The sequence below is a fragment of the Nocardioides sp. genome (assembly GCF_051876515.1).
Classification (GTDB): domain Bacteria; phylum Actinomycetota; class Actinomycetes; order Propionibacteriales; family Nocardioidaceae; genus Nocardioides.
The window spans coordinates 1-24,443 of the sequence record NZ_JBJEHY010000153.1; the positions used below are offsets into that span (position 1 = coordinate 1).

The 24,443-nt window shown below is 71.8% G+C and carries 26 protein-coding genes; 11 read left to right on the forward strand and 15 right to left on the reverse strand.

The features are described 5' to 3' along the window. Positions 1-907: glycosyltransferase family 2 protein (locus ACI379_RS11655; protein WP_439792256.1), on the reverse strand; the 907-nt coding region annotated here is incomplete at its 3' end. A 16-nt stretch (positions 908-923) separates the two neighbouring features. Further along, positions 924-2,423 carry an LCP family protein gene (locus tag ACI379_RS11660; protein WP_439792257.1) on the reverse strand — a complete coding sequence of 500 codons (1,500 nt, stop codon included), beginning with the start codon at positions 2,421-2,423 and terminating at the stop codon, positions 924-926. A gap of 135 nt (positions 2,424-2,558) precedes the next feature. Here ACI379_RS11660 and ACI379_RS11665 point away from each other — a divergent pair, with 135 nt between their 5' ends. Then, a complete protein-coding gene (locus tag ACI379_RS11665) occupies positions 2,559-3,821 on the forward strand; it encodes an LCP family protein (protein WP_439792258.1) in 1,263 nt (420 codons plus the stop codon). A gap of 18 nt (positions 3,822-3,839) precedes the next feature. Here ACI379_RS11665 and ACI379_RS11670 read toward each other — a convergent pair whose 3' ends face one another. The 4 genes from ACI379_RS11670 to ACI379_RS11685 all read right to left on the reverse strand — a co-directional run bounded on the left by ACI379_RS11670 (position 3,840) and on the right by ACI379_RS11685 (position 7,422). Then, entirely contained in the window at positions 3,840-4,838 is a 999-nt protein-coding gene (locus ACI379_RS11670) for an alpha/beta hydrolase (RefSeq protein WP_439792259.1), read from the reverse strand. A 1-nt stretch (position 4,839) separates the two neighbouring features. Continuing rightward, positions 4,840-6,099: a Dyp-type peroxidase gene (locus tag ACI379_RS11675; RefSeq protein WP_439792260.1), complete on the reverse strand. Its 1,260-nt coding sequence runs from the start codon at positions 6,097-6,099 to the stop codon at positions 4,840-4,842. A gap of 13 nt (positions 6,100-6,112) precedes the next feature. Further along, entirely contained in the window at positions 6,113-6,685 is a 573-nt protein-coding gene (locus ACI379_RS11680) for a copper chaperone PCu(A)C (RefSeq protein ID WP_439792261.1), read from the reverse strand. Positions 6,686-6,747: 62 nt separating this feature from the next. Continuing rightward, a complete protein-coding gene (locus ACI379_RS11685) occupies positions 6,748-7,422 on the reverse strand; it encodes a hypothetical protein (RefSeq protein ID WP_439792262.1) in 675 nt (224 codons plus the stop codon). Positions 7,423-7,723: 301 nt separating this feature from the next. On the opposite strand from ACI379_RS11685, the gene ACI379_RS11690 reads away from it, so the two are divergent. From ACI379_RS11690 to ACI379_RS11700, 3 genes are read left to right on the forward strand one after another with little or no spacing between them, the layout of a single operon-like run. Then, positions 7,724-8,437: a PadR family transcriptional regulator gene (locus ACI379_RS11690; RefSeq protein WP_439792263.1), complete on the forward strand. Its 714-nt coding sequence runs from the start codon at positions 7,724-7,726 to the stop codon at positions 8,435-8,437. Next, positions 8,434-8,856, forward strand: a complete 423-nt coding sequence (locus ACI379_RS11695; protein WP_439792264.1) for a DUF1707 SHOCT-like domain-containing protein — start codon at positions 8,434-8,436, stop codon at positions 8,854-8,856. The genes ACI379_RS11690 and ACI379_RS11695 overlap by 4 nt, the downstream gene beginning before the upstream one ends. Positions 8,857-8,884: 28 nt before the next feature. Beyond that, complete coding sequence (locus ACI379_RS11700) at positions 8,885-9,298, forward strand: CoA-binding protein (protein ID WP_439792265.1); 414 nt, start codon at positions 8,885-8,887, stop codon at positions 9,296-9,298. Between the two features lie 78 nt (positions 9,299-9,376). Here the strand turns inward: ACI379_RS11700 and gdhA are convergent, their stop codons facing one another. From gdhA to ACI379_RS11730, 6 genes are read right to left on the reverse strand one after another with little or no spacing between them, the layout of a single operon-like run. Further along, positions 9,377-10,723 (reverse strand): NADP-specific glutamate dehydrogenase, encoded by a 1,347-nt coding sequence (gene gdhA / locus ACI379_RS11705; RefSeq protein ID WP_439792266.1) that lies wholly within the window; start codon positions 10,721-10,723, stop codon positions 9,377-9,379. A 57-nt stretch (positions 10,724-10,780) separates the two neighbouring features. After that, a complete protein-coding gene (gene purE, locus ACI379_RS11710) occupies positions 10,781-11,314 on the reverse strand; it encodes a 5-(carboxyamino)imidazole ribonucleotide mutase (protein ID WP_439792284.1) in 534 nt (177 codons plus the stop codon). Between the two features lie 5 nt (positions 11,315-11,319). Continuing rightward, a complete protein-coding gene (locus ACI379_RS11715) occupies positions 11,320-12,489 on the reverse strand; it encodes a 5-(carboxyamino)imidazole ribonucleotide synthase (RefSeq protein ID WP_439792267.1) in 1,170 nt (389 codons plus the stop codon). A 9-nt stretch (positions 12,490-12,498) separates the two neighbouring features. After that, positions 12,499-13,488 (reverse strand): adenylate/guanylate cyclase domain-containing protein, encoded by a 990-nt coding sequence (locus ACI379_RS11720; RefSeq protein WP_439792268.1) that lies wholly within the window; start codon positions 13,486-13,488, stop codon positions 12,499-12,501. Next, positions 13,478-14,002 (reverse strand): PH domain-containing protein, encoded by a 525-nt coding sequence (locus ACI379_RS11725; RefSeq protein ID WP_439792269.1) that lies wholly within the window; start codon positions 14,000-14,002, stop codon positions 13,478-13,480. The genes ACI379_RS11720 and ACI379_RS11725 overlap by 11 nt, the downstream gene beginning before the upstream one ends. A 12-nt stretch (positions 14,003-14,014) precedes the next feature. After that, on the reverse strand, positions 14,015-14,860 hold the full coding sequence (locus ACI379_RS11730; protein WP_439792270.1) for a biotin--[acetyl-CoA-carboxylase] ligase: 846 nt from the start codon (positions 14,858-14,860) through the stop codon (positions 14,015-14,017). Between the two features lie 74 nt (positions 14,861-14,934). Between ACI379_RS11730 and ACI379_RS11735 the strand changes: the two genes are divergently transcribed. Both ACI379_RS11735 and ACI379_RS11740 read left to right on the forward strand, forming a co-directional pair. After that, positions 14,935-16,524 carry an acyl-CoA carboxylase subunit beta gene (locus ACI379_RS11735; protein ID WP_439792285.1) on the forward strand — a complete coding sequence of 530 codons (1,590 nt, stop codon included), beginning with the start codon at positions 14,935-14,937 and terminating at the stop codon, positions 16,522-16,524. Continuing rightward, positions 16,524-16,763 carry an acyl-CoA carboxylase subunit epsilon gene (locus ACI379_RS11740; protein ID WP_439792271.1) on the forward strand — a complete coding sequence of 80 codons (240 nt, stop codon included), beginning with the start codon at positions 16,524-16,526 and terminating at the stop codon, positions 16,761-16,763. The genes ACI379_RS11735 and ACI379_RS11740 overlap by 1 nt, the downstream gene beginning before the upstream one ends. A 105-nt stretch (positions 16,764-16,868) precedes the next feature. Here ACI379_RS11740 and ACI379_RS11745 read toward each other — a convergent pair whose 3' ends face one another. Further along, positions 16,869-17,678: a response regulator transcription factor gene (locus tag ACI379_RS11745; RefSeq protein ID WP_439792272.1), complete on the reverse strand. Its 810-nt coding sequence runs from the start codon at positions 17,676-17,678 to the stop codon at positions 16,869-16,871. Positions 17,679-17,819: 141 nt separating this feature from the next. Between ACI379_RS11745 and ACI379_RS11750 the strand changes: the two genes are divergently transcribed. Then, entirely contained in the window at positions 17,820-18,422 is a 603-nt protein-coding gene (locus ACI379_RS11750; RefSeq protein WP_439792273.1) for a Maf family protein, read from the forward strand. Here ACI379_RS11750 and ACI379_RS11755 read toward each other — a convergent pair. Continuing rightward, on the reverse strand, positions 18,346-18,915 hold the full coding sequence (locus ACI379_RS11755) for a GtrA family protein (RefSeq protein WP_439792274.1): 570 nt from the start codon (positions 18,913-18,915) through the stop codon (positions 18,346-18,348). The genes ACI379_RS11750 and ACI379_RS11755 overlap by 77 nt on opposite strands. A 145-nt stretch (positions 18,916-19,060) precedes the next feature. On the opposite strand from ACI379_RS11755, the gene ACI379_RS11760 reads away from it, so the two are divergent. Beyond that, positions 19,061-19,531 carry a hypothetical protein gene (locus tag ACI379_RS11760; protein WP_439792275.1) on the forward strand — a complete coding sequence of 157 codons (471 nt, stop codon included), beginning with the start codon at positions 19,061-19,063 and terminating at the stop codon, positions 19,529-19,531. A 2-nt stretch (positions 19,532-19,533) separates the two neighbouring features. Here the strand turns inward: ACI379_RS11760 and ACI379_RS11765 are convergent, their stop codons facing one another. Continuing rightward, positions 19,534-20,730 (reverse strand): acyl-CoA dehydrogenase family protein, encoded by a 1,197-nt coding sequence (locus ACI379_RS11765; protein ID WP_439792276.1) that lies wholly within the window; start codon positions 20,728-20,730, stop codon positions 19,534-19,536. A 136-nt stretch (positions 20,731-20,866) separates the two neighbouring features. Between ACI379_RS11765 and ACI379_RS11770 the strand changes: the two genes are divergently transcribed. The 3 genes from ACI379_RS11770 (at position 20,867) to ACI379_RS11780 (ending at position 24,416) form a co-directional block, all read left to right on the forward strand. Beyond that, complete coding sequence (locus tag ACI379_RS11770) at positions 20,867-21,868, forward strand: iron ABC transporter substrate-binding protein (RefSeq protein WP_439792277.1); 1,002 nt, start codon at positions 20,867-20,869, stop codon at positions 21,866-21,868. Between the two features lie 80 nt (positions 21,869-21,948). Continuing rightward, a complete protein-coding gene (locus ACI379_RS11775; protein WP_439792278.1) occupies positions 21,949-23,388 on the forward strand; it encodes an ABC transporter permease in 1,440 nt (479 codons plus the stop codon). After that, entirely contained in the window at positions 23,385-24,416 is a 1,032-nt protein-coding gene (locus tag ACI379_RS11780; RefSeq protein WP_439792279.1) for an ABC transporter ATP-binding protein, read from the forward strand. Before ACI379_RS11775 ends, ACI379_RS11780 begins: the two co-directional genes overlap by 4 nt. Positions 24,417-24,443: the final 27 nt, after the last annotated feature.

The window sequence follows — 24,443 nt, forward strand, 5'->3', positions numbered from 1 at the left end:
CCCGCAGCGCCGCCGCGAACGCCTGGAAGCTCAGGCGAAGGCGGGAGAGGTCGGGACGGGTGAACGTGTAGAACCACACGGTCTTGGCGACGAAGGCCAGCGCGTGCAGCGGCCCACGGTACTCGCGCAGGTTGAGCAGGTTGTTGCGGGCCATGCAGTAGTGCTTGAGGTCGCTGGGGCTGTGGTTGTACGTCATCCGCCCGCCCACCATCGGGGTGCCCAGGTCCCCCACCCGCGGGTGGGCCACGGTGGCGTCGACGACGGTGGCGATCCGGGCCCCGGCCCGCTCCGCGCGCAGCCGGTACTCGTGGTCATCACCCCAGATGAACATCTCCTCGCGGACCAGACCGATCCGCTCGACCAGCTCGCGGGTGACCAGCACGCCGTTGAACGGGATCACCACGTCACGGACCAGGCCGTCGCGCGCGGCTGCGCGGACCTCGGCCATGTCGTGGACGACCGTGGAGCCGCCGGGCAGCCGGATCGGGAAGACCAGCCGCTCCCGGTCGTCCTTGTCGACGACGACCGGTCCCCAGAAGTCCAGCTCACCGTGGTGCTGCAGCAGCGTGCGCAGGCAGTCGACGTCGGGCAGCCCGTCGTCGTCCATCAGCCACACCAGGTCGGCGCCGCGCTCGACGGCCCAGCCCAGGCCGTCGTGGAAGCCGCCCGCGCCACCCCGGTTCTCCGTGGCGGTACGGCTCAGCAGCGGCGTGGCGCCCGTGCGGTCCCGCCCGGCGAGCCAGGTCGACGTGCCGTCGGTGGAGGCGTTGTCCAGGACCAGCACCTCGGCCAGCCCCTCGATCTCGCCCAACCGGTCGACGACCTCGCGCAGCAGGTCGAGACGGTTGTACGTGACGACGGCGGCGACGATCCGTACGGGTGGGCCCGAGGGGTTGGGGGACGTCACGCGGCACAGCCTACGTTCAGCAGGCTGAGCCGAGGTCCTCGGAGTCGTTGGCCGCGTACCCGCCACTCAGACTGCCGACCGAACCGCCGGTCACGCCGGAGGAACCGCTCCCCTTCTTCTTGCCCGGACCCTTCGCCGCGGCCTTGCCCTCGGCGCGGTCGATCGCGTCGGCGACCTTGCTGTGGACGAGGTCGATGTCGGGGTCGGCGGTGTTGATCATGGGCGGGACCAGCGACAGCGTCGCGATCTTCTGGCTCTTGGCCTTGAGCGCCAAGTCCATGAAGCGACCCATCTCGCTGCCCGGCAGACTGGTCGAGACGAGCTTGGTCCCGGCCTCGGCGATGTCGGAGAGGTTGGTGACCACGGTCTGCGGGCTGAGTTGGGTGAGCATGGCGGACATGACGCACTTCTGGCGCGCCATGCGCGAGTAGTCGTCGGAGCCCTCGCGGGCGCGGGCGAACCACAGGGTGTCGTGGCCGTCGAGGACGCGCTTGCCGGGCTCGATGTAGTGGAACGTCGACTCGTGCGGCAGCCCGACCGGGATCGGCTGGCGGACGTTGAGCTCGACGCCGCCGACGGCGTCGACCAGCCCCTTGAACCCCTCGAGGTTGACCATCGCCCAGTAGTTGACCTTGAGCCCGGTGATCCCCTCCACCGCCTGCTTGGTGGCCTCGATCCCCGGGTGCTTGACGCCCTTGAAGAGGTCCTTGTGGTCGGCCGCCCAGGTGGTGAGCCCGTTGAGGTACATGTCGGGCTCGTCGAAACCGTCGGGGAACTGCTCGTCCATCACCGACCCCTCGACGAAGGGGAAGTTCTGCATGTTGCGCGGCAGGCTGATCAGCACCGTCTTGCCGGTCTCGGCGTCGATGCTGGCCAGCGTCAGCGAGTCCGCGCGCATCCCCCAGCGTCCGGCGCCCTGGTCGCCACCGATGAGCAGCACGTTGTACCGGCCGTCGTGCGCGCCGGAGGCCTCACCGTTGCCGGCCAGGGCGATCAGCGAGCTGCGGCCCACGGCCACGACGTGCGAACCGAAGAGCAGGCTGCCGGCCACCGCGAGGCACAGCACGCCGCTGACGCTCACCACGGTGAGCCGCTGGCGACGGTGCAGACTGAGCGGGTCGCCCAGACGCCAGGCGTCCACGATGAGGTAGCCCCACCCGATCGCGCCCAGGACGAGCGCCCAGCGCAGGACGCCGAGCAGGAGGACGTTGGTGCCGAGCTTGAAGGCGATCTCGCGCGGGCCGGTGCCGAAGAGCGCGGCGACCCCCAGGAAGAGCAGCGAGACGACGGTCAGCCCGGCCGCGAGGAGCAGCACCACGGTCCACACGCGGGTGGTGGTGCGCCGGGCCCGTTCGCTGCCCGCGACCAGCTGCGCGGAGCCGGGGAGCACGAGGGTCATCAGCACCAGGGTGACCGCCCGGCGGAACCGGACCCGCTGGGCCCGGTCCTCGGCCGACAGGCCGGTCGCAGGCTGGGCCGAGCGTCCCGGGGTGGGGTCGGCAGGGCCGTACGACATGGGGAAGACCTCTCGACGAGCATGTGGACCAGACAGCCACACCAGTATCACCAGCCTCAGCGGCCTCAGGTCCAGCGACACTCCGGGGCACGGGTGCGGTCCTCGCCTCACCGTCCGCGCGCTAGCGTCACGGTCATGGCAGATCGTCGTGGCGGCTCGCAGCCGCCGGAGGAAGGCAGCCCCGAGTACGAGTGGCTGTACGGCTCGCGACGCCGCGACACCTCCGACGACTCGACCCAGGTGATGCGCGGGTCCGCCTCGCGCCGTCCGAGCAGGTCTCCCCGCGACGAGACGCCGTACGGCCCCGAGCCCACCCGGGTGATGCCCGCCGGGCGCCCGCCACGCAGCACCGACCCGCGCGCAGCCGACCCCCGCAGCACCGACCGCGGCGGCTCCGGCGCTCCCCCGCAGCGCCCGGTCGCCCCCACCCCCGCCGCCGCAAGGCCTCCCCGACGCCGGGGCGGCCTGCGCTGGGTGAAGTGGGCGCTGGTCGCGTGGCTGGTCTTCCTGCTCGCGGTGCCGCTGTGGTCGTGGAGCCGGGTCGCGAAGGTCGACGCCGACCCCGGCGGGGAACGCCCGGCGGACCAGAAGGGCACGACGTACCTGATCGTCGGCAGCGACTCCCGCGAGGGGCTCACCGAGGCCGAGCGCAAGGAGCTGGGCACCGGCAACGCCGGCGGGCAGCGCACCGACACGATCATGCTGCTGCACATCGGCAAGGGCCCCAACCTGCTGATGTCGATCCCCCGCGACTCGATCGTCGACATCCCCGGCAGGGGCTCCAACAAGGTCAACGCCGCGTACGCCTGGGGCGGCCCCAAGCTGCTCGTGCAGACGCTCGAGCAGGAGACCGGGATCCGCATCGACGACTACGTCGAGATCGGCATGGGCGGCGTCGTCGGCCTCGTCGACGCCGTGGGCGGCATCGAGATCTGCCCCACCGAGGACATGAAGGACCCCCAGGCCAACCTGGACATCAAGAAGGGCTGCCAGCAGGCCGACGGCGTCACCGCGCTGGGGTACGCCCGCTCCCGCAAGACCTCCCAGCTCGGCGACATCGACCGCGCCCGCCACCAGCGCGAGGTCGTCTCCGCGGTCGGCAGCAAGGCTTTGTCCCCGTGGAGCGTGATCAACCCGGTCCGCTATGTACGCCTCGGCAACGCCGCCTCGTCGTTCCTCACCGTCTCCGAGGGAACCGGGCCGGTCGCGCTGGCCCGCTTCGCCCTCGCGATGACCTCGGTGGACGGCGAGAAGGGCCTGACCTGCGGGGTGCCGATCAGCGACCTCGCGGTCAACTGGGACTCCACCCGGGCCCCGCAGATGTTCGAGTACGTCATCAACGACGACACGGGTTCGATCCCCAAGAAGCTCTGCACGCCCAGCGGCCTGCCGCGCTGATCGGTCAGACCTGACCGGTCAGTCGACCGCGAACGCGGCCCGCTGGTCCCGGACCAGGGCGGCCGCGGCGTGCCGGGCGTCCTTGCACAGGTAGGGGAACGTGAGGAAGCCGTGCGGCATCCGGTGGTACTCCTCCACCCGCACCTCGACGCCGGCGTCGGCCAGCTTCTGGGCGTACCGCGCGCCGGTGTCGTGCAGCGGGTCGAGCCCCGCCAGGACCACCGTGGCCGGCGGCAGGCCGGTGTGGTCGGCAGCGTGGTACGGCGAGAGGCGCCAGTCGGTGAGGTCGGTGCCCGGCGGGACGTAGTGCGACCGGAACACCTCCATGTCGCGGTTGCTGAGCAGGATCGGCCGCGTGTTGGCCACCGACGACGGCTGCTCGAAACGCTCGTCGGTCAGCTCGGTCGCCGGGTAGACCAGGCCCTGGTGGACGATGCGCGAGGTGCCGTCGCGGCCCAGCCCGTGGTCGCGTGCGTGCAGGGCCAGGACCGCCGCGAGCGTGCCGCCCGCGCTGTCCCCCATGACGGCGATCCGGGAGCCGTCGGCCCCGAACTCGCTGGCGTTCTCGACCGCCCACTCCAGGGTCGCGACGGCGTCCTCCACCGCGGCCGGGAACGGGTCGGTCGGGGCGAGTCGGTAGTCGGGCGCGACCACGACCGCACCGACGCCGGCGGCCACTTGGTGCGCGATCCAGTCGCTCTGCCGGGCGCTGCCCAGCACGAACCCGCCGCCGTGGAGGTTGAGCACCAGCGGCCGCGGACGCGAGGTGGCCGCGCGAGGGGTGTACACGCGGACCGGGACCTGGCCGCCGGGGCCGGCGAAGGACCAGTGGTTGGTGCGCACGTCCGGTCGGGGGCGCCCCAGGAACAGACCCACGACAGGGTTCTCCGGGATGGCCGAGGACTGCATGCGGCGGAGGGTGCGCTCGTCCATGTTCGACACGGACAGGGACGGCACCGTCGCCGTCAGCCACCGCAGGAACCGTACGCCTGCCGGGATCCTCACCTGAGCCGTCATGTCAGGAGTCTCCCAGCAACGACTGGCCGAGCCAGCCCCCCTTCTCGAAACCTGGGAGGACGGCGAACTCCGCGGACCCGATCGCGGTGGTCCACTCGTTGAGCAGGTCCTCGGCGTCGATGGCCTGCTGGAGCGGGGTGAACTGACCCGAGAGGTTGGCCTGGTAGCTGGCGAAGACCAGGCCCGCCTCGCTGCCCTCCTCGGTCAGGACCTCGTAGTTGGCGCCCTTGCGGAAGATCCGCCGGCCGCCGTTGAGGTCGGGGTGCGAGCGGCGTACGTGCGAGCCGGCCGCGACCACGTACGCGCCGTCGCGCCGGGCCTGCAGGTCGACGTCGTCGAGCTCAGCACCACCGGTCAGTGGCGCCCCGGTCGCGAGGTCGCGGCCGACGGACTGCTCCTGCTCGGCCCGCGTCAGGCCGTCCCAGGTGGGCAGGTCCATGCGGATCCTGCGGACGACCAGCGTGGTGCCGTGCTGCCAGGCGCCGCCGTTGATCCACACGGTGCGGTCGAACAGGTCGGTGCCGGGCGCGGGGTTGGCGGAGCCGTCGACCTGGCCGAAAAGGTTCCGGCCGGTGACGCGCCCGCCGTCGGCCCCGAAGCCGTTCCACGACCCCTGCTGGCGCCAGCGCAGCGTCGCGAACGGTGCCACGTCGGCCACCAGCCGCCGGACCACGTGGCCGACGGTGGTGGCGTCGCGCCCGCCCACGACCAGCACGAGGTCGCCGCCGCTCCAGCGCTCCTGCAGGCGGTCGTGCTCCATGGGCGGGACCGGCTCGAAACCGCCGGGGGCGGGCAGCCCCCACGCGTCGGTGAAGAAGGTGTGCCCGAGCCCTAGGGTCACGGCGACGTCGGCCCCCGCCGACGACAGCCACGGCGTGGGGTCACCGGGTGCGCCGCGCCCGAGCATGAACGCCTCGATGTCGCCGGTCAGCACCCGCAGCATCCGGGCCAGGGCGTCCCGGTCGGCGGCACGGGCCACCGCGGGCAGCAGGTCGAGCGCGACGGTCTCGCTGCAGGCCTGCATCGGGGCGGTGACCCCGGCCTGGTGCCGGCCGTACGGGGAGAGCGTCTCCCCGACGCGCTGGACGACCTCGTCCGAGGCGGTCGCCGAGGCGACGGCGGCACCGGTGGCGGCACCCACCCCCGCCCCGACGACGGCGCTGCCGACGTACCCGATCAGGCCCCGCCGGCCCACCGCCGGTCCCGCCGGAGGACGGGGCGAGGTGGACGGTGGGGTGCGGTCGAGGTCCTGCTCGGTCATCGTCGGCGCCCGCTCAGTGCTCGTGGTCGGCGTCGGTGCCGGGCTCGTGGTAGTGGCCCGTCTCCTCCGTGAACGGCTTCACCGGCACGGTGAGCTCACGGGTCGAGCCGTCGTCGAACTCGAGCGTCAGCGCGACCTCGTCGCCGGCCTTGAGCGCGGTGGAGACCTCCATCAGCATGATGTGGTTGCCGCCCGGCTGGAGGACCTGGCCGCGGTCGGCGGCCAGGACGAGCCCGCCCTCGATGGCCTGCATCGCCATCTCGCCGTCGATCTCGACCATCTCGTGGATCTCGGTCCGGCCGGCGACCTCGGTGTCGGCGCCGACGAGGGTGACCTCCTCGGTCCCCTCGTTGGTGATCACCATGAACGCAGCCGTCATGGAGGTGTCCTTCGACCCCTCGGTGGCGCGGACCCACGGGTCCTCGATGGTGACCTGGTCGGCCTGGGTGGTCTCGTCGGCCTTCGTCGGCCCGGCGTCGTCGCCGCACGCGGCGAGGCCGAGGCCCAGGGCGACGGCCAGGGCGGCGGTGGCGGCGCGCCGTGCGCGGGTGACGGCGCGGTGGGCAGGGGTGGTTCGGGTACGCACAGGTTTCTCCTCGTGACAGGTGTGGAGGACACACCCGTACGTGGAGCGTCGGGTGGGTCCGGTCAGGCTGCGAGTGCCACGGCCGGGGGCCGCGGCAGCGCGCGAGGAGGACCGCGCCGGGGGACGTGCCGTACGACGTGCACGGACCGGGGAGCGACCACGACCGCCCCCGGGTGCGGCCCGGTGCTGGTCAGCGGGGTGACGTGCAGGGCGCGGCAGGGGCGTACGACGCGGAGCAGCCGGGCCAGCGACAGGATGAGCAGGGTGCACAACGCGTGCTCGCCGCGCGCCAGGAAGAGACCGAGCGCGACGGCGCCGAGCAGGTGGGCCAGGACCATCAGGGGGCCCTGGTGGGCCAGGTGGTCGAGCTGGTGGGAGAGGAACCCCGCGCCGCCACCGTCAGCGGCGCCGCTCGCCTCGGGGAGGCTGGCCGCGTAGGCGTCGAAGAGGGAGCCCGTGCGGCCTCCGCCGGTCACCTCGGGGACCGGCGTCGCCGCGGCCGGGGCGCCCGGGTCGCCCGCGTGCCCGGCGAGGCCGGACAGCACGAGGTGCCAGCCGGTCTGGGCGGCCACCACGAGGAGCACGAGCCGGGTGGTGCTCGCCCAGGCGTTGAGCAGCAGTGCGCCGGCCACGATCGAGACGCCCGCGAGCAGCGCCATCGGGGCGGCGCCCGGGAGCAGGCCGCCGCCGAGCAGGTGGGAGGCGACGCCGCTGCCGAGACCGAGCAGACCCACCACGCAGGCGCGCACCCACACCCAGGGGGCGGGTGGAGCCTCGAGGGCGTCACGGCTGGCGATGGCGCACCTCCTCGGCTGCCTGCTGCGGTCTGTGCAGAGCCTAGGTCGCGCACCGGCGGGGCGGCACATCGCGGCACCAGGTCGGGACGGGAGGGGACCAACGTCCCTCCCCGGCAGGGCAGCGCCCTTGAAGCGGCGGCGGGGCCGACGTACGATCCCAACAGATCGCGATATATCGCCATGTGTCGCGATAGAGCGTCCGGAACCTCGGGGCGCGACACCAGAGCTCAGGAGGCACGCCATGAACGACGACTGGAACTCGCACGACCACTACCGCCGCCACCGCAGCCGTGGGCAGCAGTGGGGCAACCCCTTCGGCCAGGGCTTCGGCAACGCCTTCGGCCCCGGCGGCCCGCCGGCGTGGCTCCAGGAGATGTTCGGGATGGGTCAGCCGCCCCGCCCCAGCCGCGGCCCCCGGGTGCGACGCGGCGACGTCCGTACCGCCATCATCGACGTCCTGCACCGCGCCGGACAGGCCGAGGAGTCGATCAACGGGTACCAGGTCATCCAGCAGATCGCCGACCTCAGCGACGGCGAGTGGCGCCCGTCGCCCGGCTCGGTCTACCCGACGATCTCGCAGCTCGAGGACGAGGGACTGGTCACCAGCGACGACGAGCGCGGACGCCGCTCCCTGCGCCTGACCCCCGAGGGAGTCGCCTGGGCCGAGGCGCACACCGCCGACCTCGACGCCGTCTGGGCGCCGTTCCAGCGCACCCCCTCCCCCAGCCGGTTCGGCGACACGACGTCGGGCGACGAGAGCGGCAGCGACGACCCGGGCCGCCGCCAGGGCGCCGACTTCAAGAGCGAGATCACCCAGGTGATGAGCGCCGCCTGGCAGCTGGTCACGCAGGGCTCGGAGTCGCAGCGGCGTGCGGCGCTGGAGGTGCTCGCCGACACCCGCCGCAGCCTGTACGGCATCCTCGCCGACGGCCGCGGAGAGGACCAGCGTCCGTGACCACGTACGAGCCCGCGCGGCAGCGCATCGGCGACGCCGAGCGGGAACGCGCCATGGAGGAGCTGGCCCGGCACTACGCCGAGGGCCGGCTCGACCACGACGAGTACGACGAGCGCCTCGACGCCGTGGGCACCGCCCGCACCGCCCCCGACCTGGCCATCCTCTTCGAGGACCTGCCCCGACCGGTCAACCCGATGCTCACCGCGCAGGGCCGGGCCGCCGCGAACCCCGTCTCCTACCGGCGCCGGCGGCGTCGCTTCCTGCTGCCGCTGCTGCTCGTCGTGCTGGTCGGCGCCGTGATCGCGCAGGAGCCGTGGCTGCTGCTGGTGGCGGTAGCGGTGGCGCTGTGGTGGCCGCGGCGGGTCCCGACGGGGCCGGCGCGGCACCCGCAGAGGCACCACGGCTACGCCCGGCGCTGAGGGTTGAGGGCCTGAGTAACCTCACCCCATGAGCACCCAGTGGAAGGACCCTGCGGTCATCAACCGCTTCCTCGACGAGTACGGGACCTGGGCGGTGGTGGGGCTGTCCAACGACACCACGCGTGCGGCGTACGGGGTGGCGCGCGTCCTGCGCGAGCACGGCAAGCGTGTCGTGCCGGTCCACCCGTCGGCGCCGACGGTCGAGGGCGAGCAGGGGTACGCGACGCTGGAGGAGATCCCGTTCGACGTCGACGTCGTCGACCTCTTCGTACGCTCCGAGCTCGCTGGCGCGGTGGTCGACCAGGGCATCGCCAAGGGCGCCAAGGGCGTGTGGTTCCAGCTGGACGTGGTCGACGAGGACGCCGCGCGCCGCGCGGAGACGGCCGGGCTGGACGTCGTCATGGACACCTGCCCCGCCATCCAGTACCGCCTGCGCGACTGAGCAGCACACTCCCCCGACGACGCCACAGGGCGGGTCCCCCACCGGGAGACCCGCCCTGTCGGCGTACGTGGGCCGTGCTCAGACGACGCCGAGCGCCAGCATCGCGTCGGCGACCTGCTTGAAGCCGGAGATGTTGGCACCGAGCACGTAGTCGCCGGGGCGGCCGTACTCGTCGGCGGCCTCGGCACAGCGGTGGTGGATGCCGGCCATGATGTCGCCGAGACGCTGCTCGGTGTAGTCGTGGCTCCAGGAGTCGCGCGAGGCGTTCTGCTGCATCTCCAGCGCCGAGGTGGCCACGCCGCCGGCGTTGGCGGCCTTGCCGGGCGCGAAGAGGACACCGGCGTCGGTGAAGGTGGTGACACCGCGCGGGGTGGTGGGCATGTTGGCACCCTCGGCGACGACCTTGACCCCGTTGCGCACCAGCGTCTCGGCGGCGGAGTGGTCGAGCTCGTTCTCGGTGGCGCACGGGAGCGCGACGTCGCAGGCGACGTCCCAGATCGAACCGCCGGCGACGTAACGGCTGCCGGGGCGGCGGTCGGCGTACACGGAGATGCGGGCGCGCTCGACCTCCTTGATCTCCTTGACGAGGTCGAGGTCGAGACCGTTCTCGTCGACTACGTAGCCGGCCGAGTCCGAGCACGCCACGACGGTGCCGCCGAGCTCGTGCACCTTCTCGATCGCGTAGATGGCCACGTTGCCGGAGCCGGAGACGACGACCTTCTTGCCGTCCAGGGACTCACCCTTGGCCTTGAGCATGTTGTCGACGAAGAAGACCGTGCCGTAGCCGGTGGCCTCCTTGCGCACGAGCGAACCGCCCCAGCCGATGCCCTTGCCGGTCAGCACGCCCGACTCGTAGCGGTTGGTGATGCGCTTGTACTGGCCGAACATGTAGCCGATCTCGCGACCGCCCACGCCGATGTCGCCGGCCGGCACGTCGGTGTACTCGCCGATGTGGCGGTACAGCTCGGTCATGAACGACTGGCAGAAGCGCATGATCTCGTTGTCCGAGCGACCCTTCGGGTCGAAGTCGGAACCACCCTTGCCGCCACCGATGGGCAGGCCGGTCAGGGCGTTCTTGAAGATCTGCTCGAAGCCGAGGAACTTGATGATGCCCAGGTAGACGCTGGGGTGGAACCGCAGACCGCCCTTGTACGGGCCCAGCGCGGAGTTGAACTCGACGCGGAAGCCGCGGTTGATCTCGATGTTGCCCTTGTCGTCGACCCACGGCACGCGGAAGATGATCTGGCGCTCCGGCTCGCAGATGCGTTCGATCACGCGGGCGTCCGCGTACTCGGGGTGCTTGGCGATCACCGGCCCCAGGGAGTCGAGAACCTCCCGCACTGCCTGGTGGAACTCCAGCTCGCCCGGGTTGCGCCGCAGGACGAGCTCGTAGATGGACTGCAGTTTGGGATCAAGACTCGACACGGCATGAGGCTAAACCCGGCGGTGTGACATCTTCACACCTGGGTCAACCAGTGGGACTCAGAAGCCGATGCGGCGCGGCGTCCCCACCTGGGCGTCCCGCACCACGGCCCCCTTGGCGTGCGCGGCCTGGGCGAGCTCGTCGGCGAAGTCGAGGAGCCGCTGCTGCAGCGCCTCGTCCACCGTCCCGAGGATGCGGGCGGCCAGGATGCCCGCGTTGCGGGCGTTGCCGATCGCGACCGTGGCCACCGGGATCCCGGCCGGCATCTGCACGATCGACAGCAGCGAGTCCATGCCGTCGAGGTACTTCAGCGGCACCGGCACCCCGATCACCGGCAGCGGGGTCACCGAGGCGAGCATCCCGGGCAGGTGCGCCGCGCCACCGGCGCCGGCGATGACGACCTTGAGCCCGCGGCCGTGGGCGGCCCGGCCCCACTCGATCATCTCCGTGGGCATCCGGTGCGCCGAGACCACGTCGGCCTCCCAGGTGACGCCCAGCTCGTCGAGCACGGCACCCGCGGCCTGCATGGTCGGCCAGTCGGAGTCCGACCCCATCACGATGCCGACCTGCGGCGCGCTGCTGTTCTCGCTCATGGTGCTCACTCGCTCTCGTTGCCCAGTTCGCCGGCGAACCACGCGGCTGCGTGCCGCGCGCGCTCGAGGCAGTCGGTGAGGTCGTCACCGAACGCGTTGACGTGGCCGACCTTGCGCCCCGGACGCAGGTCCTTGCCGTACAGGTGGACCCGCAGCTGCGGGTCGCGGGCCAGTGCGTGCGGGTACCCGTCCCACAGCCGACCTGCGTCGTCGGGGCCACCGAGGATGTTCACCATCACCGTCCACGGCGCCCGCGGCTCCGGCGAGCCCAGCGGCAGGTCCATCACGGCCCGCAGGTGGTTCTCGAACTGGCTGGTCACCGCGCCGTCCTGGCTCCAGTGACCGGTGTTGTGCGGCCTCATCGCCAACTCGTTGACGAGGATCCTGCCGTCGGTGGTCTCGAACAGCTCCACCGCGAGGATCCCGGTCACGTCGAGCGCGCCGGCCACCCGCAGCGCCAGCTGCTGGGCCTGCGCGGCCAGCGCCGGGTCGAGGTCGGGAGCGGGGGCGACGACCTCGTGGCAGATGCCGTCCTTCTGGGTGGTCGCCACCACCGGGTAGGCGGCGGCCTGGCCGCTGGGCGACCGCGCCACCAGCGCCGAGAGCTCGCGGCGGAAGTCGACGAGCTCCTCGGCGAGCACCTGGACGCCGGCCTGCTCGGCCGCGGCGAACGCCTCACCGGCCTCGGCCAGCTCGCGCACCACCCAAACACCCTTGCCGTCGTACCCGCCGCGGGTCGTCTTGAGCACGCTCGGGAGACCGAAGGCGGCGACCTCGTCGAGGGAGGAGACCACCGCGTTGCGGGGGCACGGGGCGTCGAGCTCGGCCAGCCGGGCCCGCATGACGGCCTTGTCCTGGGCGTGCACCAGAGCCTCGGGCCCCGGGCGTACGGCCACGCCGTCGGCCTGAAGGGCGTGCAGGTGCTCGGTGGGCACGTGCTCGTGGTCGAAGGTGACCACGGCGGCCCCGTCGGTGACCTCGCGCAGCAGCGCCAGGTCGCGGTAGTCACCGACCATCTGGTCGGGGATCACCTGCGCCGCTGAGACGCCCTCGGCCTCGGCGAGCAGCCGCAGCGGCAGCCCCATCGCGATCGCGGGCTGGGCCATCATCCGGGCCAGCTGACCACCACCGACGACAGCGAGGAGCGGGGCACGACGCGAGGGGTTCTCCGACACCCCCGCAGCCTATCGGCGCCGTACGGTGAGCGGTTCGACGAGTCCGAATCCACGGACCGGGCGGGCCGTGAGACGACGGGACTCGTACACGTCGGGGTTGAGCCGGTCGGCGGTCTTCTGGTCGATGATGATCCGGTTGCGACGCGCCACCGCGGTGAGGCGGGCAGCCATGTTGACCGGAGGACCGAAGACGTCACCCAGGCGCTGGATGACGGGCCCCGAGGCGACCCCCACCCGGATGTCCGGCATCTTCTTGTCGCGCCCGACCACGTTGATGATGCCCTCGGAGATCTCGACGGCGGTGTCCGCGTCGTCGACGAGGAAGAGCACCGAGTCGCCCAGGCTCTTGATGATCCGCCCACCCAGGCGCGAGACCACGTCCTGGCAGCGGGCCTCGAAGACCTCGACCAGGTCGCCGAGCTTCTCGCGGTCGATGCGGTTGGACAGCGCCGTGAACGAGACGATGTCGGCGAACCCGACGCTCGCCTCCATCGTGTGCAGGTCCTCGTCCTTGGCGCCCATCGCCTCCACGCGGGCCACCGCGGCCGCGAGGTGCCGTCGCCAGACGTAGATGAGCAGCTCCTCGAAGGGCCGGTTGACCTCCTCGATGAGCCTGATGGCCGAGGTCACCCGCGAGCCGGTGGCCTGGTCGCCGGCCTCGAGCTCCTCGACCCGCGAGACCAGGGTGGCGACCTCCCAGTCGGCCAGGCGCGACATCGTCTGCCCCACCCCGCGGGTCATGTTGACGGCCGTGTCGAAGTCGACGGCACCGGAGTCGACGAACGACTTCAGCGTCTTGACCGCCCGCGCGTCGGACCGGTTGAACGCCACCGCGTCGCCGAACTCGGCGAACCCCAGCGCGCGCCACAACCGGCGTGCCTCGTCGAGGGTGATGTCGGTCTCGGCGGCGATGTCGGCCGCGGTGAAGACCGCCTCCTCGCCGATGATCGCCCGCTCCAACCGCTCGCCCGACTCGGCGCGCTCCCGCTCAGGCGCCATCGTCGGCCCGGTCCCCCTGCGAGAGGCGGTGCAGCTCGTCGGAGACGAGGAGCTGGACCTGCTCCACCCGCGGGATGTCGTGCAGCTCGACCCGGCCGGCCGCACTGGCGTCCGAGACGACCAGCGTGCCGCACCCGAAGATCCGGTCCACGACGCCGATCTCGAAGTCGACGCCGCTGATCCGGTTGAGCGGGATCGTGCGCCCCTCCTTGGCGATGATGCCGGAGCGCTTGATGAAGCGACGGTTGGTGAACGTGTACGACGTGCTCAGCCAGCGCAGGAACGGCACCACCGTGAACACCAGCACGACGATCCCGGCCACGAGCCCCGTGGCGATGCCGACGACCGTGGCCGCGGTGTGCCCGTCGAGGCTTCCCGCCCACATGGACAGCGCGACCACCAGCGCGGCGGTGACCAGCAGCACCAGCAGCGGGCCGACCAGCGCCTTGGCGTGCGTCCGGGTCGAGACGACGACGTGCTCGCCGTCGTTCAGGAGCTTGGCGGGAAACGACATGGCCCGATCATGTCACCCGGCGAGGCGCACGTGCACCACGTCTCCCGCGGTCACCGTCAGGGTGCCCGGCCCGTCGCCGACGACGAGCGCACCGTGGGAGTCCAGGTCCAGCGCCGTGCCACGGTGCGTACGGCCTCCGGGCAGGTGCACCTCGACCTCGCGGCCCAGGGTGCTGCACACAGCCCGGTAGCCGGCCAGCAGGTCGTCGGGCTCCGCGAGCAGCGGCGTCAGCGCCTGCCACGTGGCGACGAGCTGCTCGAGCAGCTCCGTACGGTCCACGCGGGCCCCCAGGACGTCCCCCTCGCCGCCGCCCTCGGCAGCCACCTCGGCCCGCAGCTGGGCGAGCACCGAGGTGGCTCCCTCGATGGGGAGCTCGTCGGGCGTCTGGGAGATGTTGATGCCGATCCCGACCACGGCGAGCGGCCCGTGGGGGCCCTCGACCCGCTCGACGAGGATCCCGACCAGCTTGCGGTCCACCCCGTCCGGCCCCGTGGCCAGCACGTCGTTGGGCCACTTGAGGCCCACTCCCTCGATCCGTTCGGCGAGGACGGTCTCGACGACGAACCCGGCCAGCAGCGGGAGCAATCCCCAGCGCGGGGCGGGGATCTGGGGGTCGACGAGCATCGAGAACGTCAGTGCCGCACGGGGTGGCGTCTGCCACACCCGGTCGAGCCGCCCCCGGCCCGCCTGCTGGTGCTCGGCGACGACGACCAGCCCCGCCTCCTCCCCCGCTCGGGCACGCTCAGCCACCAGCGCGTTGGTGGACGCGGCGGCCTCGACGACCTCGACCCGTACGGAGTCCAGCTCGGACAGTCGGCGGTGGTCGAGGGGTGGGCGGTCGGCGGAGGCTGGCTGCATGGGGACTAGATTGCCACCAGCAAGCCGTTGAGGAGGCCACACACGTGAGTGCACTTCCGGGCGAGGGCACCGAGATCCCCGCCGACATCGACATCCACACCACCGCCGGCAAGATCGCCGACCTCGATCGTCGCATCGACGAGGCCGTGCACGCCGGTTCGGCCAAGGCCGTGGAGAAGCAGCACGCGAAGGGCCGCAAGACCGCCCGCGAGCGCATCGAGATCCTGTTCGACGAGGGTTCCTTCGTCGAGCTGGACGAGCTGGCCAGGCACCGTTCCACCGCGTTCGGCCTCGAGAAGACCCGTCCCTACGGCGACGGCGTCGTCACCGGGTACGGCACCGTCAACGGCCGTCAGGTCTGCGTCTTCTCGCAGGACTTCACCGTCTTCGGCGGCTCGCTGGGCGAGGTGTACGGCGAGAAGATCACCAAGGTCATGGACCTGGCGATCAAGACCGGCTCCCCGATCATCGGCATCAACGAGGGCGCTGGCGCCCGCATCCAGGAGGGCGTCGTCTCCCTGGGCCTGTACGGCGAGATCTTCCGCCGCAACGTGCACGCCTCCGGCGTGATCCCGCAGATCTCCCTGATCATGGGCAACTGCGCCGGCGGCCACGTCTACTCGCCGGCCGTCACCGACTTCACGATCATGGTCGACCAGACCTCCGCGATGTTCATCACCGGACCCGACGTCATCAAGACGGTCACCGGTGAGGAGATCTCGATGGAGGAGCTGGGCGGCGCCCGGACCCACAACACCAAGTCCGGCAACGCCCACTACATGGCCTCCGACGAGGAGGACGCGCTGGAGTACGTCAAGGCTCTGCTGGGCTTCCTGCCGCAGAACAACCTCGACGCCCTGCCGAGCTTCGACGAGGTCGCCGACCTCGAGCTGAGCGACGCCGACCGCGCGCTCGACACGATCATCCCGGACTCCCCGAACCAGCCCTACGACATGCACGAGGTCATCAGGACCGTCGTGGACGACGAGGACTTCCTCGAGGTCCAGGAGCTGTTCGCGCCCAACATCATCGTCGGCTTCGGCCGCGTGGAGGGCAAGCCGGTCGGTGTCGTGGCCAACCAGCCGATGCAGTTCGCCGGCACGCTGGACATCGACGCCTCGGAGAAGGCCGCCCGCTTCGTGCGCTTCTGCGACGCCTTCAACATCCCCGTGCTCACCTTCGTCGACGTCCCGGGCTTCCTGCCGGGCACCGACCAGGAGCACACCGGGATCATCCGCCGCGGCGCCAAGCTGATCTACGCCTACGCCGAGGCCACCGTCCCGCTGGTCACGATCATCACCCGCAAGGCCTACGGCGGCGCGTACGACGTGATGGGCTCCAAGCACCTCGGCGCCGACATCAACGTCGCCTGGCCGACCGCCCAGATCGCGGTCATGGGCGCCCAGGGTGCGGCCAACATCGTGCACCGCAAGACGCTGGCGGTCGTCGAGGCCGAGGGCGGCGACGTGGAGGCCAAGCGGGCCGAGCTGATCGACGAGTACGAGACCACGCTGGCCAACCCGTACATCGCGGCCGAGCGCGGCTACATCGACGCCGTCATCCAGCCCCACGAGACCCGCGTCGAGGTCGTCCGGGCCCTGCGCCTGCTGGAGACCAAGCGCGAGACGCTGCCGGCCAAGAAGCACGGGAACATCCCGCTCTGATGTCCGGCGAGCAGACCACCGAAGCCACCCAGGTGCCGGCCCAGCCGGTGCTGCGGGTGGTCAACCCCGACGCGACCCCGGAGGAGATCGCCGCGCTCGTCGCGGTGTTCTCCGCCCTGGGCGGCGGCGCCCCGGCGCCCGCCAGGCCGCGGCCGGAGTGGAACGCACCGCACCGCCAGGTGCGCCGTACGCTCCCTCACGGACTCGGCGGGTGGCGCTCGAGCGCACTGCCTCGCTGAGCACAGGTCCCACCACGAGGGGCCCGGAAGGTCGTCGACCTTCCGGGCCCCTCGTGGGTTCGCCGTCGAGCTGTCGAGGGCCCGCTGCTGCGGGCGGCGTGCAGCTCAGACGGCGTGCAGCTCGGTGGTGGCCTCGGCCATCCGGTAGCCGACCCCGCGCACGGTCTCCACGAAACGGGGACTGGACGCGCTCTCGCCGAGCTTGCGGCGGAGGTTGGCGACGTGCACCTCGACTGCGCGCTTGTCGGAGTCGGTGACGTACCCCGCGTCGTCCTCGCCGCGGGCGGCCAGCACCAGGTCGGCCTTGCTGCGCACGCGGCGACCGCTGCGCAGCAGCGACTCGAGCACGTCGAACTCGGTGCGGGTGAGGTCGACCGGCACCTCGTCGACCGCGACGGTACGGCTCGCGGCGTCGAGCGTCAGCCCCGCGTGCACGAGGCGGTGCACGTCCCCCTCGGCGGCCGCCGCGGCAGGCAGTCCCCGCTCGCGGAGCTCGGCCACCGCGGCCGCGGCCCAGGAGTCGCCGGCGCCGACCCGCTCGCGGGGGCGCCGCATCATCGACTGGGCTCGCGCCCAGAGCTCTCGGGCCCGGAAGGGCTTGACCAGGTAGTCGTCGACGCCGGCCTCGAAGCCGCGCACGACGTCGTCCTCCTCGGCCAACCCGGTCACCATGATCAGGTAGGTGCTGGAGAACTCACGGATGCGACGGCTGACCTCGAGCCCGTCGATGCCGGGCATCTGCACGTCGACGGTGGTGAGCAGCGGCCGGTGCGTACGGACGGCCTCCAAGCCGCTCTCCCCGTCGGGGGCCAGCACCGTGCGGAAGCCTGACTGGCTCAGCACCACGTCGATCAACTCACGCACGTCCGGATCGTCCTCGATCACGACCGCGACCCACTCGCTCGGTGCCGTCACGGGGCAAGGCTAGCAACGCGTCCCCGCTGCGGGTGCCGCTTCGCAGCCCGTGGACGGCCGCTACGGTGACCGGGACGCCCCGAGCGGGGCGTTGCAGCCGGCGCGACCGGCTGCCGAGCCCCCGACGGGTGGTGACGCGTCGTGCGTCTGGTCCTTGCCTCGGCCTCTCCGGCCCGCCTCGAGACGCTGCGCCGCGCCGGGATCGAGCCGCAGGTCATCGTGTCCGGCGTCGACGAGAGCCAGCTCGACGGGCTCGCGCCGTACGACCTGGCAGGAGGGCTGGCCGAGCTCAAGGCACTGGCCGTGGCCGACCGCGGCGACGTGCCGCGGGACGCCCTGGTGCTGGGGTGCGACTCGGTGCTGGAGCTCGACGGCGAGGCGCTGGGCAAGCCGGGCACGCCCGAGGTCGCGGTGCGGCGCTGGCAGGCGATGCGGGGCCGCAGCGGGGTGCTGCACTCCGGGCACTGCCTGGTCCGGGCCTCCGACGGGGTCCGTGAGGTGGCGACGGCCAGCACGACGGTGCACTTCGCCGACGTGGGCGACGACGAGATCGAGGCGTACGTGGCGACGGGTGAGCCGTTGCACGTCGCGGGCGCGTTCACCATCGACGGGTACGGCGGCGCCTTCGTGACGGGCATCGAGGGCGACCACCACAACGTGGTCGGGGTCAGCCTTCCACTGGTACGCGTGCTGGTGCAGCGTCTGGGTGGGCGGTGGACCGACCTGTGGCGGAACCCTGCGTGACGCTGCGCGTCTGGGTCCACAGGCGCCACCGGGCGCGGTGCCGCCGTACCCGGGCTGCCGGGGTGAGGTCGGAGAACAGCCAACGACGGTAGGCGACGTAGCGTGCCGCGTTGCCCAGGGCGAGACCCACCACGTTGGCGGCGATGTTGTCGGAGACCGGGTCGTGGAGGTGGAACCACTCACGGGTGACCTGCAGGCAGGCGACCGGGATCAGCATGGTGGCGAAGTTGACCACCAGGAACGCGATCAGCTGGCCGAGGACCGAGCGTCCCGGCTGGGCGTCGAAGACCCACAGGCGGGTGGCCGGGAAACTCACCAGCATGCCCACGCAGTTGGCGATCACGACCGCCTTGCTCGGGGAGTCGTTGAGGACGTCGAGCCCCCAGGGACCGTGCACGAGGGCGTTGAAGACGAGCAGTGATACGGCCGTCGCGACCAACCCGACCACGACGTACTTGGCACCGCTGGCGCGTACCCCACGACCCCCAGACACCCCACGAGCGTACGCTGCCACGCTCAGCACACGGGCAACCGGGCCGTCAACCTCCCCACGAATTGGCCTCCTGGAGGCCGTCGTGGTCCAGACCTGTCCGCTCGGCCCGTGACTCGTCGACGGTGCGGACCTAGGCTCCCTGCCCATGCCATCTCGGACCCGGCCCACGGCCACCCGCCTGCTCGTGGCCGGCCTGCTGGGCGCCTTCGTCCTCGCCTCCCCGCCCGCGGGAGCTGTCCCGACTGCTGCACCGGGACAACGCGCAGGGGTGTCCTGCGTGACCGGGTACGAGCTCAGTCAGCGCGCCGTGCTGCGGGACACCGACGGGCGTCGCATCGGTCGGGTCGCGCTCCGGCGCCGCGACGGCGAGACGCCGGGCTTCTGCCTGCGGGTCCGCATCGCCGAGCGCCACCGCTCACGGGGCAACGTGGTCTTCAAGCAGCTCGCGGTGCGCGAGGGTGAGGGGTCTGCCGCGGTCGCCGTACGGCAGCCGACCTCGCACCAGACCCCGCTGGCCCTGCCGGCCGCCGACCTCGACGCGTCCGTGGCCACGGCCCTGGTCGAGGTGACCGTCGAAGGCCGCCTCGTGCGGGTGCGCCTGCGCAGCGCCGGCTGACCTCACTCCACGGGCAGACCGAGGCCGCGCGCGATCAGCATGCGCTGCACCTCCGAGGTGCCCTCGCCGATCTCGAGGATCTTGGCGTCGCGGTAGAAGCGGGCGACCGGGTACTCCTCCATGAAGCCGTACCCGCCGAACACCTGCGTGGCGATCCGGGTCGCGGTGACGGCCGACTCGGTGGCGTACAGCTTGGCGACCGCGGCAGCCTGCTTGAACTGGGCGGTGGAGACGTTGCGTCCCGCGTCCATCGCGTCCTTCATCGCGGCCGCCTTGTAGGTCAGCATCCGCGAGGCGTCGAGCATGACCTGCAGGTCGGCGATCTGGAACGCCACGCCCTGCTTGCGCCCGATGACACCGCCGAACGTCTGGCGCTCACCGGCGTAGGTGAGGCTCATGTCGAGGCAGGCCTGGATGCAGCCCACGGCCAGGGCGGCGATCGCCACGCGCCCGTCGTCGAGGGTGGCGAGGAACTGGGCGTAGCCGCGTCCGCGCGCGCCGAGCAGGTTGGCCTCGGGCACCCGGCAGTCGGTGAAGGAGAGCGGGTGGGTGTCGGAGGAGTGCCAGCCGAGCTTGTCGTACCCGGTCTCCGCGACGAAGCCGGGCGTACCGCTGGGCACGATGATCGCGGAGATCTCGGGACGGCCGTCTCCGCGCTCGCCCGTCCGGGCGGTCACGGTGACCACGGAGGTGATCGCCGAGCCGGAGTTGGTGATGAACTGCTTGGCGCCGTTGACCACCCACTCGCCGTTCTCCAGCACGGCCTTGGTGCGGGTGGCGCCGGCGTCCGACCCGGCGCCCGGCTCGGTGAGACCGAACCCGGCCAGGGTGCGCCCGGCGACCAGGTCAGGCAGCCACGTCTGCTTCTGCTCGTCGGTGCCGAAGGTGAGGATCGGGTTGATGCCCAGTCCGACCGCGGCCTCGAGCGTGATGCCCATCGCCTGGTCGACGCGACCGATCTCCTCGATGGCCAGGCACAGCGACGTGAAGCCGCCGTCCTCCCCGGCCAGCCCGCTGCCGCCGTACTCCTCGGGCGCGGTGAGTCCGGTCAGACCGAGGTCGCCCATCTGGTGGACGAGGTCGACCGGGAAGTGGTGGTCACGGTCCCACTGGGCGGCGTGCGGCGCGATCTGGGCGGTCGCGAACTCGCGCACGACCTGCCGGAACTGCTCGTGCTCGGCGGAGAGTTCGAAGCTCATGTGACGAGGATAACGCGTCTGGTTAGTGATTATTAACCTCGCGTTCGATCCGCTCGTTCCGGGGGCCCCGGTCAACTAGGGCCCGGGCGCCTGGCGCAGTTAGGATAGGCGAGGCTTACCTACCTCCGGAGGACCCATGCGCTCCCAGCTCCCCCTCGCCCTTGCTTCGCTCGTGCTGACGGCACCGCTGCTCGCTGCGTGCAGCAGCGAGCCGGACCTCGTGATCTACAACGCCCAGCACGAGGAGCTGATGAACGAGATCGTCCCCCTCTTCGAGGACGAGACGGGCCTGGACGTGGAGCTACGCCACGGCAAGGACCTCGAGCTGGCCAACCAGCTCGTCGCGGAGGGTGCGGACTCCCCCGCCGACGTGTTCCTCACCGAGAACTCCCCCGCCATGAGCATCGTCGACAACGCGGACCTCTTCACGCCTGTCTCGGAGAAGGCCACCGAGCCCATCCCCGAGCAGTACGTCCCGAGCTCCGGCAACTGGACGGGATTCATCGCCCGCTCCACCGTCGTGATGTACAACACCGACCAGGCCACCGAGGCGGACATGCCGGCCTCGATCCTCGACTTCGCCGAGCCTGAGTGGAAGGGGCGCGTCTCGTTCTCCCCCACCGGCGCCGACTTCCAAGCAATCGTGAGCGCCGTCCTGGAACTCGAGGGCGAGGAGGCCACGCGTGCCTGGCTGGCGGGGCTGAAGGAGAACGGCGTGGAGCTGCAGAACAACCTCGTGGTCCTGCAGTCGGTCAACTCCGGCGAGGTCGAGGCCGGCATCGCCTACCACTACTACTGGTTCCGCGACCAGGCCGAGGCGGGCGAGAACTCCGACTCGTCGGCGCTCCACTTCTTCGGCGACGCGGACCCCGGCGCCTTTCTCAGCGTCTCCGGGGCCGGCGTCCTGGCCTCGAGCGACAACCAGGACGTGGCCCAGCAGTTCGTCGAGTTCCTGACGAGCACCGACGGACAGCGCGCCATGGCCGAGTCGTACGCGCTGGAGTACCCGCTCAACCCCGAGGCCAGCCTGCCCGCCGAGGTCAAGCCGTTCGAGGAGCTCGAGCCCCCGGCCGTCGACGTCGCTTCCCTCAACGGCCCCCAGGTCACCGAGCTGATGACGGAAGCCGGCCTCCTCTGAGCACGCCCCACCGCCGCCTGGGCTTCGCCCACGTCGCAGGCCTGGCCGTCGCCCTGCTGACGCTCGTCCCTCTCGGCTACGTGGTCGCCTGGTCACTCTCGGTCGGCCCTGAGGACGCCTGGGACCTGCTCGTCCGACCACGCATCGGCGAGCTGCTGTGGAACACCGTTTCCCTGACCTTGGCGACCATGGCCAGCACGGCCGCGCTCGGCGTCGGACTGGCGTTCCTGGTCGAACGCACGGACCTGCCCGGACGCCGCCTGCTCCACGGCCTGCTGGTCGCCCCGTTGGCAGTCCCCGCGTTCGTGCACTCCTACGCCTGGGTCTCCCTGGTGCCTTCCGCGGTCGGCTTCCAGGGCGCCTGGCTCGTCATCACGCTGTCGTACTTCCCCTTGGTCTACCTTCCGACCGTCGCGGCACTGCGCGGCATGGACCCCGCGCTGGAGGAGACCGCCTGGGCTCTGGGCCACTCCCGAGGTCGGACACTGATCACCGTGATCGGCCCACAACTGCGTCCGGCACTGCTGGGCGGGGTGCTGCTGGTCGGGCTGCACCTGCTGGCGGAGTTCGGAGCGCTGCAGCTGCTCCGGTTCCCCACCTTCACGACCGCGATCTACGACCAGTACGGCTCGACCTACAACGGTTCGGCGGCGACCATGATGGCCAGCGTCCTCGTCCTGCTGTGCCTCCTGCTGCTCCTGGGCGACCTGCGCCTGCGCGGGCATCGGCGCTTTGCGCGCGTGTCGAGCGGCGCGGCGCGCAGGAGGACGCCGTTACGGCTCGGCCCGGTACGGTGGCCGACGACCCTGGTCGTCGGAGGCGTCGTCGCCCTGGCCCTCGGAGTGCCTGTGTACGCCCTTCTCCACTGGCTCCGGGTGGGCGCCTCCACGGAGTTCCCCGTCGACGAGCTCGCCTCGGCAGCCCTGAGCACCGTGGGGCTGGCATCCCTGGGCGCGCTCGCCACCACCGTGCTGGCGCTGCCGGTCGCCTGGCTCGCGGTACGCGTGCGCGGACGGTTCGCGACCGTGGTCGAACGCAGCACCTACATCGCCAACGCACTGCCCGGCATCGTGGTGGGTCTGGCGCTCGTCACCGTGTCCCTGCGCCTGGTCCCAGCGATCTACCAGACGACCCTGCTGCTCGTCGCGGCGTACGTCATCCTTTTTATGCCGCGCGCCGTGGTGTCGGTGCGGGCCGGGCTGGAACAGGCTCCTCCCCGCCTCGACGAGGTCGCCCACTCGCTCGGCCACGGACCACTGGCCACCGCGCGGCGGGTCACGCTCCCCCTGATCGGGCCGAGCTTGGGCGCCGGCGCAGCCCTGGTGTTCCTGGCGATCGCCACCGAGCTGACCGCGACCCTCATGCTCTCCCCGATCGGGACCCGGACCCTGGCCACCGAGTTCTGGTCGGCCTCCTCCGACCTTCGCTACGGAGCGGCCGCGCCGTACGCCCTCCTGCTGGTGGCGGTCTCGGTCCCGGCCACCCTGCTGCTGGTCCGACGCGAGAAGGTGGAGACATGAGCACCCTGCACGTACGTGGCCTGACGAAGCGCTTCGGCGACGTCGTGGCGCTGGATGCCGTGAACCTGGAGGTCCACAGCGGCTCGCTGACCGCCGTGCTCGGTCCGTCCGGGTGCGGCAAGACCACGCTGCTCCGGCTCGTGGCGGGATTCGAGCGCCCCGACGGAGGGGAGATCGCGTTCGCCGACCGCGTCGTCGCCGGCCCCGGAGCGTGGGTCACCCCGCAGCGGCGCCGGGTCGGCTACCTCCCCCAGGAGGGGGCTCTCTTCCCGCACCTCGACGTGGCCGCCAACGTCGGCTTCGGCCTGCCCCGAGTCGAGCGCACCCGCACCCGCGTCGCCGAGCTCCTCGACCTCGTCGAGCTGCCCGCCTCGTTCGCCACCAGGCAGCCCCACGAGCTCTCAGGCGGGCAGCAGCAGCGCGTCTCACTCGCGCGCGCCATGGCCCCGCGCCCGTCGGTGGTGCTTCTTGACGAACCGTTCTCGGCGCTGGACACCGCACTGCGAGCCTCCACAGGTCGCGCCGTGGCTCGCGCACTGCGGGCCGCGGGAGCCACGGCCGTTCTGGTCACCCACGACCAGGGGGAGGCGCTCTCGCTGGCCGACCAGGTCGTGGTCATGCGCAAGGGCCGCGTTGTCCAGGCTGACAGCCCGCAGGGCATCTACGACCGGCCGTCGGACGCCGAGCTGGCGCGCTTCGTCGGTGGCGCCACCGTGCTGCCGGGCACCTCGTCGGGCTCGCGCGTCTCAACCGTGGTGGGAGAGGTGACGTCGAAACGGTCCCACGAGGGTGCCGTGGAGGTCGTGATCCGCCCCGAGCAGGTCCGCCTGGGCGGGACCGGCGTCGTCGCGCGGGTCGAGGAGGTCAGCTACTTCGGGCACGAGGCGACACTGCGCCTGCGGACCGCTGACGGTTCAGCCCTGCTGGCACGCGTGGGCGCCGGGTCCGCCCTGCCCGAGGTGGGCACCGAGGTCCGGGTACGTGTCGACACGGATGTCCTCTCGTACCCGTTCACAGCCATTTCTTAGGAGAGCCTCTCCTCACCTAGGCTGGGC

What these genes read in the sequence shown, in the direction of transcription:
- ACI379_RS11660 (WP_439792257.1), bottom strand. Translation starts at nt 2,423, where the DNA reads ATGTCGTACGGCCCTGCCGACCCCACCCCGGGACGCTCGGCCCAGCCT.
- ACI379_RS11665 (WP_439792258.1), top strand. Translation starts at nt 2,559, where the DNA reads ATGGCAGATCGTCGTGGCGGCTCGCAGCCGCCGGAGGAAGGCAGCCCC.
- ACI379_RS11670 (WP_439792259.1), bottom strand. Translation starts at nt 4,838, where the DNA reads ATGACGGCTCAGGTGAGGATCCCGGCAGGCGTACGGTTCCTGCGGTGG.
- ACI379_RS11675 (WP_439792260.1), bottom strand. Translation starts at nt 6,099, where the DNA reads ATGACCGAGCAGGACCTCGACCGCACCCCACCGTCCACCTCGCCCCGT.
- ACI379_RS11690 (WP_439792263.1), top strand. Translation starts at nt 7,724, where the DNA reads ATGAACGACGACTGGAACTCGCACGACCACTACCGCCGCCACCGCAGC.
- ACI379_RS11700 (WP_439792265.1), top strand. Translation starts at nt 8,885, where the DNA reads ATGAGCACCCAGTGGAAGGACCCTGCGGTCATCAACCGCTTCCTCGAC.
- purE (WP_439792284.1), bottom strand. Translation starts at nt 11,314, where the DNA reads ATGAGCGAGAACAGCAGCGCGCCGCAGGTCGGCATCGTGATGGGGTCG.
- ACI379_RS11720 (WP_439792268.1), bottom strand. Translation starts at nt 13,488, where the DNA reads ATGGCGCCTGAGCGGGAGCGCGCCGAGTCGGGCGAGCGGTTGGAGCGG.
- ACI379_RS11725 (WP_439792269.1), bottom strand. Translation starts at nt 14,002, where the DNA reads ATGTCGTTTCCCGCCAAGCTCCTGAACGACGGCGAGCACGTCGTCGTC.
- ACI379_RS11730 (WP_439792270.1), bottom strand. Translation starts at nt 14,860, where the DNA reads ATGCAGCCAGCCTCCGCCGACCGCCCACCCCTCGACCACCGCCGACTG.
- ACI379_RS11740 (WP_439792271.1), top strand. Translation starts at nt 16,524, where the DNA reads ATGTCCGGCGAGCAGACCACCGAAGCCACCCAGGTGCCGGCCCAGCCG.
- ACI379_RS11760 (WP_439792275.1), top strand. Translation starts at nt 19,061, where the DNA reads ATGCCATCTCGGACCCGGCCCACGGCCACCCGCCTGCTCGTGGCCGGC.
- ACI379_RS11765 (WP_439792276.1), bottom strand. Translation starts at nt 20,730, where the DNA reads ATGAGCTTCGAACTCTCCGCCGAGCACGAGCAGTTCCGGCAGGTCGTG.
- ACI379_RS11770 (WP_439792277.1), top strand. Translation starts at nt 20,867, where the DNA reads ATGCGCTCCCAGCTCCCCCTCGCCCTTGCTTCGCTCGTGCTGACGGCA.
- ACI379_RS11780 (WP_439792279.1), top strand. Translation starts at nt 23,385, where the DNA reads ATGAGCACCCTGCACGTACGTGGCCTGACGAAGCGCTTCGGCGACGTC.